Source organism: Desulfovibrio sp. (assembly GCF_014803725.1).
Classification (GTDB): domain Bacteria; phylum Desulfobacterota; class Desulfovibrionia; order Desulfovibrionales; family Desulfovibrionaceae; genus Desulfovibrio.
This window is the reverse complement of the sequence record NZ_JAAVBE010000032.1, coordinates 1-12506: the sequence shown is the minus strand read 5'-3', so window position 1 is coordinate 12506 and position 12506 is coordinate 1. Positions and strand designations below refer to the sequence as shown.

Below are 12506 nucleotides of genomic sequence, written 5' to 3'. Positions count from 1 at the left end.
CTCTGCCTGACGCAAAATCCCGATGATCTGCTCTTCGCTGAATCGACTCCGTTTCATGGAAGTGCTCCTATGCCAGGAACACTAACTTTTCAATGGACCTGTTTTTGGGGGAGGGGTCAAAGAAAGCCCCCGGATTACCAAGGGGGCTTTGTTTCAATCCAGCTTGAACCTGAGACCTTAGGTCACAGAGGTGCAAGTTCTCAGCTCAATCATGGATTTTAAACTTTGCGAGGAGTGCTTCCCCCATTCCTGGGGTTTCAGGATCATGCGTTCCGCGGCCAGTATCCAGATTGCGGATGCTCGACATTTCATCCGCTGTGAGTTCAAAATCGAAGATCTCTATATTTCCCGCAATTCTCGCCGGGTTTGTGGACTTTGGCAGGACGATGAGGCCGTCCTGCACTTCAAAGCGCAGGATGATTTGCCCGGGATTTTTCCCGTATTTTTGCGCGAGCGCCGTGATGACGGGATTCTCCAGCAGTTTTTTGTCGCCGTGACCAAGGGGATAATATGCCTCGATCTTCACGTCCGCCGGGGCAAGTAACTCCCTCAGTGCCCGTTGCTGGAAGAGCGGGTTGCACTCCACCTGGTTCACCGCCGGAATGGTGGTGAACTCACCGACATATTTTTTCCAGAGGTTCGGCGTCATGTTGCTCACGCCGATGGATTTTATGAGGCCCTCCTTTTTCGCCTCCTCAAGGGCCTTCCACGCGCCAACCACGTCAAAATAGGGCTGGTGCAGCAAATAGAGGTCGATCCAGCCCGTCTTGAGCTTGTCGAGGGAAGCGCGGACACCCTTTTTCGACGCCTCATAGCCGTAATCCTGAAGCCACAGCTTGCTCGTGATGAAGATTTCCTCGCGCGGGATGCCGGAATCGCGCACGGCCTTTCCCACTTCCTCCTCGTTGAAGTAGGCAGCTGCCGTGTCGATATGGCGGTAGCCAACGTCCAGGGCTTCCCTTACGGCCCTGTATGTCGAGCCGTCAGCGGGAATGAGGAACACGCCAAATCCCACCACCGGGATGTGATTGCCGTCGTTCAAACGCAATTCTTTCATATCACCACTCCTGAAAGGGATTAAAAACCATTTTTTTCCTGTTCGCCAAAAATCGGAACACTCAGGGCGCCCAGCAGCGTGTCTATCTTCTTCAGCTCCTCCTGTGTGAACGTGATCGTGACCGCTTCGGCATTCTCCCTGATACGTTCCGCTTTGGAACTGCCCGGAATGGGCACGATATACGGTTTCTGCGCCAGCACCCATGCAAGTGAGATTTGCGCGGGGCTCGCGTGTTTTTCCGTTGCCAAGGTTTCAATCAGTTCAAGCAGCGGCCGCGCCTTTTCCCGGCCCTCCTGCGAATATTGGGGCATTTTGCTGCGATAATCCATGCTGCCGCCAAACGTTGGATCGCCCTTGGCGGCGCTGGTAAGGAAGCCGTTGGCAAGCGGAGAGTACGCCACAAAGCCGATGTCGAGCTCCTCAAGCACGGGGAACAATTTTTCATTCCAGCGGGCCATCATGGAGTAGCGGAGCTGCACGCAGGCCACAGGGCAAACGGCATGGGCACGGCGGATATATTCTTCCGAGGCGTTGGATATGCCCCAGAAGCGGATCTTTCCCTCCCTGATAAATCCCCGCATGGCTTCTGCCACGACTTCCGGCTCCACCGCCGGGTCCATCCTGTGCTGGTAATAGAGGTCGATGGTTTCAACGCCCAAGCGTTTCAGGCTTTGCTCCAACGACTTGCGAAGCTCGCGCGGCTGCGAACGTGGCGTTATTTTAAGATCCGTATCAAGGCCAATGCCCCCCTTGCTGGCAATGCTGACCTTGTGGCGCAGCGAACGCAAGGCTTCGCCAACGATTTCCTCATTGATGGAGGGGGAACCATCCGCATACTTGCCCACATACACTTCCGCCGTATCAAAGAAGGTATAGCCAATGTCCACAGCTTCATGGATGCGCCGGATGGCGTCTTCTTTTTCAACGGCATATCCATACGCATGCGAGAGTCCCATGCAGCCATAGCCGATTGCTGAAACAGACAGTGAACTACCAAGATTTCTTTTATACATCAGTTATATCTCTCCTTAGAATATTGAAATGGTATTTAGCTGTTTTGCCATGCTGAAATGTATTGCCACATTTTGTGGAGGCTCATTTGTACTTGCCCTGAGCAAAAGCCCCTGACAAAAAAAGATTGCTGCTTTTGTCAAGATCATCCATGGCAAGTATAACCATTTCTCGAGAAGAGGGTTTGATGGCGAGACTTGCAGAATAAAGGTTATGTCCTTGTTCTCTGTTCGGTAAGAGAACCTGTCCTATAGGCAAACCCCGTGGATTAAAGACAAGCACGCGTCCCTGGCTCATAATCGCAACGTAAAGGTTTCCATCAGAGTCCGTACGCATTGAATCTGGGCCTCGGCCCGTAAAGTAATAGACAGGAGTGGAATGAATACGATCAAAATGAGTATCATCAAATAAATCTATTCTATAAAGGATCGAGCGCCCATAATCACCGGTCCAAAGCACTTTCTCATCCGGAGATAGCGCTATGCCATTAGCGTTTGCCATATTCCCAACAATTTTTTCGATTTTTTCAAATCCAGGGTGAATATAATAAATTCCACCCGCGGTGTCTGTCATTGTGCCTTTAAAATCAGTAAAATATATCCCCCCCTTGGAATTGACGGCCATGTCATTTGGAATATATCCCTCATCCGCTTTGAGAACTTCCTGGAGATCGCGGCCGTCCGGATTAAGGGAATAAATAGCACCTTTGCTTGCGCCGTCCGTATTACCGCATACCAGCAAACGTCCATTTGGGAGAAAGGCAAGTCCCGTTGGCATGAAATCCTCAAATTTGGCCAGCGTATTGAGTTTCCCTTTCTTATCAAGCTGTAAAACCCGGTTCGGGCCTATTTCAGTGAAATACAGATTCCCGTTGTCATCGAAAATAGCCCCCTCAAGGACATTGGCGCTTGGTGTCACCTCTTTTAGGTGGGTAGCCACAACACTCCGTAACTGTTTTTCAAACGGAGGTATTGGGACAATATTTTTATCGGCTATTTCATAAGTAAGACCTTGCGTGACAACGTTCTCGGCCATGACAGATATTGTCGCACTTAAAAACACCAGCGTGATACATATCACAAGGCTACCTTTCATTGCCTTTCCAAGTCCGTTATCTTGATGAAATGGTGGCATATTTCCCCTAATTTTTTTCAACGAATGAAGTTGGTGAAGGTGACTTTTTCCTGCTCGGGGAAGACAAGCCCGTTACGCGCCGCCATATCCAGCGCCCTGACAAGCCAAGCCATATTTCTGGCAAGGAAGCGCATGGTCTGCACGCCCTCCTTGTCCTTCTGCACCTCATCGGGAGTCATGCCATGCACGCCATCCCAGTAGCGGGAGGTCACGATGGGCATTTGCGAGAGCGAGAAGTAGCGGTTCATCTGGTCGGTGGCGGCCACGAGGCCGCTCCGTCTCGCCGAGGCGACACAGCAGGCGGGCTTGAAGAGGAATCGGCCTTTATTGCCGCAAAAATCCGCGAAGAAGGCGCGATCCATGAAGGATTTCATGTTGCCGCTCGTCGCGCCCCAATGAACCGGGCTTCCAAAAACAAATGCCGAATATTCGGCTGCGATTTCAAGAAATTCGTTTACCTTGTCGTTGAAGACACAAAATCCAGTATCAACGCATTTCCGGCAATCAATACAGCCGCCAATGGGCTTGTTGCCAATCCAGAAATGTGCCGTTTCAATCCCGGCATCCTCAAAAATTGGCTTCATGGCTGACAAAGCCGTATATGTACACCCTCTGGGATGCGGACTTCCATTAACAAGGATGATCTTCATCACGCTTCCTCCATATCGGTCTGCACACTCAACCACTTCCAGCTTTCCACTTCACGTGCCCTCTCCGCCGCGAACTTTTCGCCCATCCTGACGGCAAGCGAGCCCAGCAAGAGCCGGAAAGGCGGCTCCGGGCTTTCCGCTGCCCGGATGATGACCTTTGCCGCTTTTCGCACATCTCCCCAACCACCGATGCCGGAATCTTCCGGATTTTCAAGGCGAACCTTGCGTTTGCCTGCGGTTTCGGCATAATCCGCAATATCATTCGTGTTGACGTCTATGGAGCGATAAAAAAAGTCCGTTTTGAAAGGACCTGGCTCAACGACCATCACTTTGATTCCCAGAGGCCTCACCTCCTTGCGGAGTCCGTCGGACATGCCTTCCACCGCGCATTTGGCCGCGCCGTAGAATGCGGAACCTTCGGAAGTGCTGAGGGCCGCAATGGAGGAAAAATTGATGATCATGCCATGGCGCGCCTTGCGCATATGAGGCAAAACTGCCTGAATGGTGCGCACTGCGCCAAAAAAGTTGGTGTCAAACTCTTTCCGGATTTCTTCCATGGTACATTCTTCAACGGCTCCGCGCAGACAGTACCCGGCATTATTCACCAGCACATCAATCTTGCCAAAATATTCAATGGCTGCGTCAACAGCTTTCCGGACATTTGTCGCATCATTCACGTCCAGAGGAAGGATGCGTGCGCTTTTGGGCCATTTTTCCGCGAACTCCGTGAGTTTTCGCACGTCTCTTGCGGTCACCACGACCTGCTTGCCCTGCTCAAGCGCGACGGTCGCAAGATTTTTCCCCAGGCCCGAGGAACAGCCTGTTACCAACCATGTGTCTGCCATCTCAGTCCAACCCCTTCTGTTTGAGCCATTGTTCAAAAATTTCTGCGACCGCTTCGTTGTTCCTGTCAGAAAAGGGAAAGTGCGTATTGCCGGTGAGACCCCTGTCTGGCAGGTTGATAATACAGGCATCCCCTCCATGCCTGTTCACGGCATCGACAAACTTTCCGGCCATTTCCCTGGCGCTTCGCCAGTAGTCCTTGTGCGGCTCCGCGACGCGATCCGAGGGGATGTTGTCTCCGTAAAAAATGACAATGGGCTTCCGGGTCAGTTCCATAAACTCCTGCTTCGGAACGGATGACGCTTTCAGCGGTGAGAATGGGCTCGCGTTGTCAATCGGCTCCGGCACTTCCCCCTCAGGGAAGACAAAGCCACTGCCCGGCTCATACGCTGCGATGGCCTTGATGTTTCCGCTGCCCATCCCGGCGAGCCAGCCAGGTCCGCAGCCCTGAGAGTGGGTGACAAGCACGCCGTCGCCAATGCGGCCAAAAAGGGCTTTCAGGGAATCCGCCACAAGCCCGGCGTCAAAGGGGCCTGTGTTGGGCGTCATTTGCCGGAAAAATTGATCGAGGTTTTCCTCGCCCTGCGCGAATTGTGTATCCGCGTAAAAGTCGGGCCATATGCCCAGCCGGAACTGGCCGAACCAGAACTGCTCATCAGGAGTGGCCGGGATTTCTCCCTTTACTGTGGAACGACCGGCATCTCCGCGCCTGGGCTGGTCGACAAGATAGACGGGATAGCCTTTGCCCAGAAAAATATTCTGGTAGCCGTCGCGCCCGTCAGGAGTGCTTTGCCAGGTGCGCATGGACTGGCCTGCGCCGTGAAGAAAGACCAGCGGGGGCTTTTTGGCATCAACGGGAATCTGGTAATTCACATTGGCATGGTCACCATGCAGGGTTTGTGATTGGGGGGTGGGGTGGCGCGGGTCGTAGGGTTCCGTGGCCTCCACTACCGTACCGCCCACCGCAAAGCTCCCCTGCTTTTCAATGCTCAGCGGCGCAGCGCCCGAAACGGACGTGAAGCCGATAATGACTATCAGGCCAAGGCAGATAGTCACGCCTTTCTTCCACAGGCTGTTCCTTGTCCTCTCGCTGATCATGGTTCCCCCTCAATCGCGAAATTGGGAAAGTTGCCGCTCCCAGAAGCGCAGGGCAGCTTCGACCCAACCCTCGGCATCCGTGCCGTGCCCGACGCCGAATCCATGCCCCGCGTGCCTGACGAGAAGGATTTCCGCATCAATGTCCGCGTCTTTGAGCGCCTTTGTTCTTGCCTGCATGATGCGGTAGTCGGCGATGGGGTCGTCCATGCTGACGACAGAAAAGGTCGGCGGGTCTTGTGGGGTCATCCAATCATGACCCGTATAGGCCATGATCACCGCCGAGGGCTTCGGCACATCAGCGCCGCCGAGGCGCCTGGCCCCATACGCCCCCAAATCCGCTGCCATGCGTGCGCCCGCCGAACCGCCCCAGACAGAATAACCATTGACGCTGATTTCGAGCGTGGAGGCATTGGCGAATATCCAGCTCAATGCGTGCGCCATGTCCGCGCAGGCAACGCTTTCACCGCCTGTTCGGTATTGCAGGACAAAGGCATTGAAACCATGTCTACTGATAATGTCCGCAATGGGATAGCCTTCGTGCAAGGAGCCGACATAGCGAAAACCGCCGCCAGGACATATCAGGGCAAAGGGCGCACCGGGTTTCCCCCTGAAAAAAAAGAGGCCCGTCTGGTCACGGACGGCTGCGTCGTCGGAAAAGGAATAAAATACGGGCTTGCCACTGGCGGCATCGCTGATGAGGCGGTTGATGCCAGAAAGAATGACCTCGGGTCGGACATGGGAATGCCAGGGCATCAGAGTGGCGACAGCGTCAAGGCGCATATTCCCATTCCCCTGCGCATCCTCCGTGCGCGGCAGCATATGTACGGCAAAGTCCCTGAGGGCCGAATGCGCCAACAGGTCAGCAACGGTGTTCTTGCCCGATAGAAAAGCTGGTGCTTTTTCTTCCATGATTGGAGTAGCTCTATCTCTGTTGGCCGCTGCGGACACCGCCATGCCGCCCGATATCATCAGGAGCAGCAGCGTCGTCGCAATTTTACACGGATTTGCCCATCTCATAGGCTTCACGCATGGCGGGCTTTTCCCGTATTTCCCCCGGCGCGTACACGCCCTTGCCGTAAATGACGCCGCCCTCGCTAGAACCCTTAAGGCATTTGGCAAGGCCCCGCATACACTCCAGTGTGCAGTCCATCACCCAGGCGCTGTCTTCAGCAGCCGTCATGATGTAGTAGAAGGTCTTGCCGCGGATTTTCAGCCACTGGGCGACGGTGCGGTCAATGAGGGTTTTCATCTGCGCGTCGATGGAATAAAAATAGACCGGGCTGGCCATGACGATAACATCGGCATCGTTCATTTTTTCCAAAATTTCCGCCATGTCGTCCTTGATGATGCAATGCCCGTCGTGATTCTTGCAATAGTAGCAGGCGTTGCAGTATGCGATTTTTTTATCGCGCAGATACAGGAGTTCCACATCGTTGCCGACTTCCGCCGCGCCGCGCGCGAATTCCGCACATAGGGCGGCGGAATTGCCATTCTTGCGCGGGCTGCCCGCGAGTATCAGCACTTTTTTCATCCTTTGCTCCGTTATTTCAGGCTGGCACCAAAAAACTCCGCCAGCTTGTCGATGGGCAATACGTCCAGCTTGTCATACAGGTCAAAATGATCTGCACCGGGGACGATGAAAAGCTCCTTCGGTTCAGCGGCCTTGGCGTAGGCGTCTTTGGTGAAGGGCTGGGAATGGGCCTTTTCTCCCATGATGAACAGCATTGGACGCGGCGAAATGGTTTCAATATCATTGAACGGATAGAAGTTCATGAAGGCCGCGTTGCTCGCCTTGTCCGACCTTGTGTTCATTTCCGGCGTCTCATGGGCAGGCTGAAACGCGCCCCTGCCACGATAAAACGCATAGGATGCCTTGCGAGGGGCCGGAGAGTTGTCATCTATGGAAAAGGGCGCCCCGCCCGTGAGCGGCCTTTCTTTGCCGAGAAAATTGTCGTAACGGGCAGCCGCCGCATCGGCGATTACCTTCTTGCGCTGCTCAGGGCTTTGTGACTGATTGAGGCCGCTGCGGCGCATCTCACCGATATTGTACATGCTGACCGTGGCCACGGCTTTCATGCGCGGGTCGATCTTGGCGGCGCTGATGACGAAGCTGCCGCTGCCGCAAATTCCGAGAATGCCGATTTTTTGCGGGTCCACAAAATCCCTTGTCCCCAAAAAATCCACCGCCGCGCTGAAAGCTTCTGCATACAGATCCGGCGCGATGGCGTGGCGCGGGTTTCCGCCGCTCTCGCCCCAAAACTGCTGGTCAATGGCAAGGGTCACAAAGCCCTTGGCCGCCAGCTGTGCGGCATAGACTGCGGCGGCTTGCTCCTTGCTGGCACCCATGGGATGCCCGATAACGATGGCTTGCGCCTTTCCCTCCAATTTATCCGGCATGAAGAGATAACCGACGAGATTCATGCCGTACTGGTTGTCGAAACTCACGCGGTAGATATGGACGCCTGCGGGAACCTCAAAGGTCGGGAAGTTTTTTTGTTCCAGAAGCTGCATGGTGGAGGTGTCCGCCGCATCCGCGTCGCAGGGGCAAAAATATGAACTCAGGAGGACAAGGCAGCAGCAAAGAGCGATACCCGCCATTTTCATCTGGCAACTCCTTTCAGGGCTTTTTCCGCCGCTTTCGCATATTCCTCATCCGAAACCTTGTCGGCCCATTGGGTTGCCATTCCAGGCGCGCTTTCGCTGATGGCGAGATGCGTCATGGCCGTATCCGGGGCTGCCCCGTGCCAGTGTTTTACTCCGGGCGGGCACATGACCACGTCGCCGGGCAGGATGACGGTGGGCTCTTTTCCCCATTCCTGGGTGATGCCGCGCCCGGAAGTGACGATGAGCGTCTGGCCGAGGGGATGGGTGTGCCACGCCGTGCGGCTGCCCGGCTCAAAGGTGACGGTCGCCCCGTAATGCCGGGCCGGGGCGCTCGCCTTAAAGCCCTGGTCGGTGCGCACGCGGCCTGTGAAATGTTCAGCGCCAACGGATTTTGAAGGCACGCTCCCCGCGCGAATGACCGTCTGCCCGCTGCTGTCGTCTGCGGGGCTGATATGGGGGGCGAGGATGGCCACGACCAAAAAACAGAGAACAATGAGCGTTTTCATGCGTTTTCTTGGGGGCCCCCGCCCCCAAACATTGAGGACAGGGGCCGGGAAGGCTAAAGGTTCTTGCCGTAAAATTCCTTGAGCTTGCCCATGGCCGTATCCACATATTCAGGCACATAATAGGTCTGGATGTGGGTCGCGCCCGGAATCAGGAAGAGCTCCCGCTCCTTAGCGCCCGTGGCCTTGCCGATGGCTTCTTCGGTCATGTAGAGGGTGTCTGCCTTGTCGCCCGCCATCATCAGCAGAGGAGCGTTTATCAACTCGATCTGGTCGGTGGCGTCCCAGGGCATCAGATCCATCAGGCTTTCGGTGGTGTAGGCAAAGGTGGAGTTGGGGTGTCGATGCGTGCGCCCGTAATAGATCATGCCTTCTCGATAGAGATCGGTGGGGATTTTGGCGATCTTTTCAACGGTAAGGGCATCAAAATCCACATTGCCGGAAAGTTCGATCTCGCCGCCCCTGACGCGCTTTTCGCGGGCGTCGGCCGCTTGCTTCAGGCGTTCCTGAATCGTGGAGAGCTGGCTTTCCATGAAGCCGTCGCGCCGCACCTTGCCGGAGTTGAACATGCTCAGGGTGGCGACGGCCTTCAACCGCTTGTCGGACTTGGCGGCGTTGAGCGTATAGCCGCCCCCGCCGCAAATGCCCAGCACGCCGATGCGGTCGGCATCGACGCCAGGATAGGTGCTGATGAAGTCCACCATGCCGCGGATATCTTCCGTGCGGTAATAGGGTTTGTCCGTATGCCTGGGCTCGCCGCCGCTCGCCCCCTGAAACGCGGCATCCGCCGCAATGGTGACATAGCCCTCGCCCGCGAGGCGCTGGGCGTATTCTCCTGCGACCTGCTCTTTAACCCCGCCATTGGGATGCGCGACCACGATGGCCGGATACTTGCCGTCCGCCTTGTACTGTGGCGGCGTATAGACATTGGCGGCAATCTTTATCCCGTTCAGCTCATAGTTCACGGGATGTATCTGCACTTTGCCCGGCACGTTCTCCTTGATGGCGTTGGCGTACACAAGCCCGAAGGGATTCTCCTGGGCCGCGAAAACCGGGCTCGCCGCTGCCATCGCCACACCCATTGCCATTGCTGCCATTTTCATGCTCCTCATGTTAATTGCCTTCCTTTCTGTCCGCTGAATACATTTTTTCCAGCAGGTCGTTCATAAGAGTTCCAGCCGTTTCAGAGACCCTGGCTTTCAGCACAGCCGCCGCTTCTTTCAGTTGCGTTTCGGTCATGCCGATATTGCGGCACACGCGCAAGTGGGAAGCGAGCTGCGCAGGGGCCGGAAGCGTTGCCAGAATGGAAATGGTCGCGAGTTCCCGATCCTTCCAGGAGAGAACACCCCGTGAAAAAATATCACAAAAAAGATGTTCTTTCAGAAACGTGTCCATGGCGGGCGCAAATTCGTATATCCGGCCCCTCACAGAGTGCCCGACAAGCTCCGTCTGGATTTTTGTCCCGATGGCACGCCTTTCCGCATCCGCGGGGAGCTCATGCGGCGCAGGACCCACCTTGTCAGTGATGCCCGCCGCCTTCCGCGTGTCGAGCAGGTCAAGGAACACATTGAGGGCGGAGAGGCTGCGCGGGAAGCCCGCATACGCATAGAGCTGGATAAGGACTTCCTTGATTTCGTTAACGGAAAGCCCGGCGGAAAGGCCGTCTTCCAGTGCGGATTTCAGCTTTTCAGTATCGCCGTTGGCAGCGAATGCCGCTATGGGGATGATGGCCTGCTGCTGGATGGTCAGCCCGGAATTCATGACTTCGCTCCTTGCCTGAATAACCGAAAATGCCGCCACTGCCAGAAAAACCAGGAACGCCACAGTACTTTTTTTGAGAAGCATAACAGGAACTTCCTCCCAAAAGATGCAAATCTTTAAGGGGGATGATACTCCAACAGGCTCGAAAGCGAATACCCAATTCGCTATTTTTGTTTACCTGTTTCGCTCAAAGTTGAGAGCTTCCAGGCGCGGAATAAGAGCAGGCTATGCCTCGGAAGCCCCGGGGCAAAAAGCCTGTGAAAGGAATGCGGCAAAAGGGAGAGTTCAGGCCAGGCTTCGGGACGAGTCGCGCCCGGGCGTCTGGCCGAATAGCCGCTTATATTCGCGTGAGAACTGGGCCTCGCTTTCATAGCCCACGCGCCGCGAGGCGGAACGGGCGTCAAGCCCTTCGCGCTGCATCAGGCGCTGGGCTTCGTAGAGGCGCAGGCGTTTCTGGAATTGCAGGGGGCTGATGCTCGTGGTCTCGCGGAAGCAGCGGTTGAAGGTGGAGGGGGCCATGTTCACCTGCCGGGCCAGCCCGGGCATGGAAAAGGCCTCGGCAAAGTGGCCGCGCAACCAGGCAATGGACTGGGCTATCCTGTGGTCCCTCGTGCCCGGGGTGATAGCGAGCCTGAGCTTTTTGCCGAGGCCCCCCTTGAGGATGGCATAATGGATCTCGCGGATGACCGGGCCCGCGAAGAGCGGGATGCCCCGAGGCTCTTTCAGGAGGCGGACAAGGCGGTAAAAGGCCAGCAGGATGTCCGCCGAGGCCTTTTCCTTGCCTATGGCGCTGTCGTTCCCTTGTCCGGCCGGCAGGTCGCCGCCGTCTTCAAGGCTGAGCCCGGCGAGGATGCGGGCGTCAAGCCGAATGGACAGGGAAAGGAAGGGATGCTCCGGTGACGACTCTACAATATGAAAAATGCCGGGCATATCGCTGCCCAGGATTACATATTCACCCGCGCCGTATAAAATTTCGTGCTCACCATAAAAAGCCTGTTTTTCCCCTTGTACGACCAGCGCAATCATTGGATAATACAGACATTTTTCTGGAGATGTTTGCTGGTCAATCCGTGTGAGCATCAGGCCATCAATGGCGGTTGCCAGCCTTTGCTGAGTGGGAAGCCAGGAGAAGAGCTCATCGCGCAAAAGCTTGAGGAAAGTCTTTTTAGTTTCCATGCCAGTCATCCTGTTTCGCTCTGGTTACGCGTGGGGATGCTCCTTTGCAGCGAGCATCTCACGGCGCAAAATGGCATTTATTCTCGTCTGATAACCGCTACCAAACGAACGTAACCACGCCAAGACATCAGCATCGAGGCGGATAGTCGTCATTTTCTTGATTGGGCGATAGTAGCGGCTGGTATCCTCAATGGGAGGGATTTCCGAATAGTCGATGGCGCTTTCCGGTCTGGCGGAGAGTACCTCAAGTTCCGCTTGCTGCTCTGGGGTGAGCGGCGGCGGATTGTCGATATCCAACTCAAAATTGGTGATATGCCTGTCGTTCTTTTTCATTGGCTAGCCTCGCTGAAATAAGACGGAGATATTCTCCATTTTTACGTTCAGTATAGATAACAATCAAAATTGCAGGACAGACCATACCAATAGTTATCCAGCGATCTTCTTCAGTGCTATGTGCCTCATCGTAGTACTCTATTCTCCACGGGTCAGTAAATACACGCGCTGCAACCTCAAAGCTGATGCCGTGCTTTGCTTTATTGAGCCTGTTCTTGGTCTCGTCCCACTCAAATTTCATGCCGTCCCTTTTGTTACTACAAAATAGTTAATATAAATTATTCCTATTGTCAATGCTGCTTGCGCCGATGGTCGGGTTTACTCATAGTCTTGGGT

At 55.1% G+C, this 12506-nt stretch carries 15 protein-coding genes; all 15 read right to left on the bottom strand.

The features are described from left to right. Positions 1 to 205: 205 nt before the first annotated feature. The 15 genes from HDR50_RS11400 to HDR50_RS11330 all read right to left on the bottom strand — a co-directional run bounded on the left by HDR50_RS11400 (position 206) and on the right by HDR50_RS11330 (position 12411). On the bottom strand, positions 206 to 1057 hold the full coding sequence (locus HDR50_RS11400; protein WP_291358317.1) for an aldo/keto reductase: 852 nt from the start codon (positions 1055 to 1057) through the stop codon (positions 206 to 208). Positions 1058 to 1077: 20 nt separating this feature from the next. Then, entirely contained in the window at positions 1078 to 2070 is a 993-nt protein-coding gene (locus HDR50_RS11395) for an aldo/keto reductase (RefSeq protein ID WP_291358315.1), read from the bottom strand. Positions 2071 to 2152: 82 nt separating this feature from the next. Then, positions 2153 to 3163 (bottom strand): SMP-30/gluconolactonase/LRE family protein, encoded by a 1011-nt coding sequence (locus tag HDR50_RS11390; protein ID WP_291358313.1) that lies wholly within the window; start codon positions 3161 to 3163, stop codon positions 2153 to 2155. A 56-nt stretch (positions 3164 to 3219) separates the two neighbouring features. Beyond that, positions 3220 to 3852 (bottom strand): flavodoxin family protein, encoded by a 633-nt coding sequence (locus tag HDR50_RS11385; RefSeq protein WP_291358312.1) that lies wholly within the window; start codon positions 3850 to 3852, stop codon positions 3220 to 3222. Continuing rightward, positions 3852 to 4697, bottom strand: coding sequence for an oxidoreductase (locus HDR50_RS11380; RefSeq protein WP_291358311.1), 846 nt, complete (start codon positions 4695 to 4697; stop codon positions 3852 to 3854). Before HDR50_RS11380 ends, HDR50_RS11385 begins: the two co-directional genes overlap by 1 nt. Before the next feature lies 1 nt (position 4698). After that, positions 4699 to 5793: an alpha/beta fold hydrolase gene (locus tag HDR50_RS11375; RefSeq protein WP_291358310.1), complete on the bottom strand. Its 1095-nt coding sequence runs from the start codon at positions 5791 to 5793 to the stop codon at positions 4699 to 4701. 9 nt (positions 5794 to 5802) lie between these two features. Next, positions 5803 to 6702, bottom strand: a complete 900-nt coding sequence (locus HDR50_RS11370; protein WP_291358308.1) for an alpha/beta hydrolase — start codon at positions 6700 to 6702, stop codon at positions 5803 to 5805. 85 nt (positions 6703 to 6787) lie between these two features. Continuing rightward, positions 6788 to 7324 carry a flavodoxin family protein gene (locus HDR50_RS11365; RefSeq protein ID WP_291358306.1) on the bottom strand — a complete coding sequence of 179 codons (537 nt, stop codon included), beginning with the start codon at positions 7322 to 7324 and terminating at the stop codon, positions 6788 to 6790. Positions 7325 to 7335: 11 nt separating this feature from the next. After that, positions 7336 to 8397 (bottom strand): alpha/beta hydrolase, encoded by a 1062-nt coding sequence (locus HDR50_RS11360; RefSeq protein ID WP_291358304.1) that lies wholly within the window; start codon positions 8395 to 8397, stop codon positions 7336 to 7338. Continuing rightward, complete coding sequence (locus tag HDR50_RS11355) at positions 8394 to 8903, bottom strand: cupin domain-containing protein (RefSeq protein WP_291358303.1); 510 nt, start codon at positions 8901 to 8903, stop codon at positions 8394 to 8396. Before HDR50_RS11355 ends, HDR50_RS11360 begins: the two co-directional genes overlap by 4 nt. Positions 8904 to 8956: 53 nt before the next feature. After that, entirely contained in the window at positions 8957 to 9997 is a 1041-nt protein-coding gene (locus HDR50_RS11350; RefSeq protein WP_291358301.1) for an alpha/beta hydrolase, read from the bottom strand. 16 nt (positions 9998 to 10013) lie between these two features. Continuing rightward, entirely contained in the window at positions 10014 to 10745 is a 732-nt protein-coding gene (locus HDR50_RS11345) for a carboxymuconolactone decarboxylase family protein (protein WP_291358300.1), read from the bottom strand. A 201-nt stretch (positions 10746 to 10946) separates the two neighbouring features. Further along, entirely contained in the window at positions 10947 to 11837 is an 891-nt protein-coding gene (locus HDR50_RS11340; RefSeq protein WP_291358299.1) for an AraC family transcriptional regulator, read from the bottom strand. Between the two features lie 24 nt (positions 11838 to 11861). Then, positions 11862 to 12170, bottom strand: coding sequence for a BrnA antitoxin family protein (locus tag HDR50_RS11335; protein WP_291358297.1), 309 nt, complete (start codon positions 12168 to 12170; stop codon positions 11862 to 11864). Beyond that, positions 12136 to 12411: a BrnT family toxin gene (locus tag HDR50_RS11330; RefSeq protein WP_291358296.1), complete on the bottom strand. Its 276-nt coding sequence runs from the start codon at positions 12409 to 12411 to the stop codon at positions 12136 to 12138. The genes HDR50_RS11335 and HDR50_RS11330 overlap by 35 nt, the downstream gene beginning before the upstream one ends. Between the last annotated feature and the right edge of the window lie 95 nt (positions 12412 to 12506).

What these genes read in the sequence shown, in the direction of transcription:
- HDR50_RS11375 (WP_291358310.1), bottom strand. Translation starts at nt 5,793, where the DNA reads ATGATCAGCGAGAGGACAAGGAACAGCCTGTGGAAGAAAGGCGTGACT.
- HDR50_RS11370 (WP_291358308.1), bottom strand. Translation starts at nt 6,702, where the DNA reads ATGGAAGAAAAAGCACCAGCTTTTCTATCGGGCAAGAACACCGTTGCT.
- HDR50_RS11360 (WP_291358304.1), bottom strand. Translation starts at nt 8,397, where the DNA reads ATGAAAATGGCGGGTATCGCTCTTTGCTGCTGCCTTGTCCTCCTGAGT.
- HDR50_RS11385 (WP_291358312.1), bottom strand. Translation starts at nt 3,852, where the DNA reads ATGAAGATCATCCTTGTTAATGGAAGTCCGCATCCCAGAGGGTGTACA.
- HDR50_RS11340 (WP_291358299.1), bottom strand. Translation starts at nt 11,837, where the DNA reads ATGGAAACTAAAAAGACTTTCCTCAAGCTTTTGCGCGATGAGCTCTTC.
- HDR50_RS11355 (WP_291358303.1), bottom strand. Translation starts at nt 8,903, where the DNA reads ATGAAAACGCTCATTGTTCTCTGTTTTTTGGTCGTGGCCATCCTCGCC.
- HDR50_RS11365 (WP_291358306.1), bottom strand. Translation starts at nt 7,324, where the DNA reads ATGAAAAAAGTGCTGATACTCGCGGGCAGCCCGCGCAAGAATGGCAAT.
- HDR50_RS11395 (WP_291358315.1), bottom strand. Translation starts at nt 2,070, where the DNA reads ATGTATAAAAGAAATCTTGGTAGTTCACTGTCTGTTTCAGCAATCGGC.
- HDR50_RS11390 (WP_291358313.1), bottom strand. Translation starts at nt 3,163, where the DNA reads ATGAAAGGTAGCCTTGTGATATGTATCACGCTGGTGTTTTTAAGTGCG.
- HDR50_RS11380 (WP_291358311.1), bottom strand. Translation starts at nt 4,697, where the DNA reads ATGGCAGACACATGGTTGGTAACAGGCTGTTCCTCGGGCCTGGGGAAA.
- HDR50_RS11330 (WP_291358296.1), bottom strand. Translation starts at nt 12,411, where the DNA reads ATGAAATTTGAGTGGGACGAGACCAAGAACAGGCTCAATAAAGCAAAG.
- HDR50_RS11400 (WP_291358317.1), bottom strand. Translation starts at nt 1,057, where the DNA reads ATGAAAGAATTGCGTTTGAACGACGGCAATCACATCCCGGTGGTGGGA.
- HDR50_RS11335 (WP_291358297.1), bottom strand. Translation starts at nt 12,170, where the DNA reads ATGAAAAAGAACGACAGGCATATCACCAATTTTGAGTTGGATATCGAC.
- HDR50_RS11345 (WP_291358300.1), bottom strand. Translation starts at nt 10,745, where the DNA reads ATGCTTCTCAAAAAAAGTACTGTGGCGTTCCTGGTTTTTCTGGCAGTG.
- HDR50_RS11350 (WP_291358301.1), bottom strand. Translation starts at nt 9,997, where the DNA reads ATGGCAGCAATGGCAATGGGTGTGGCGATGGCAGCGGCGAGCCCGGTT.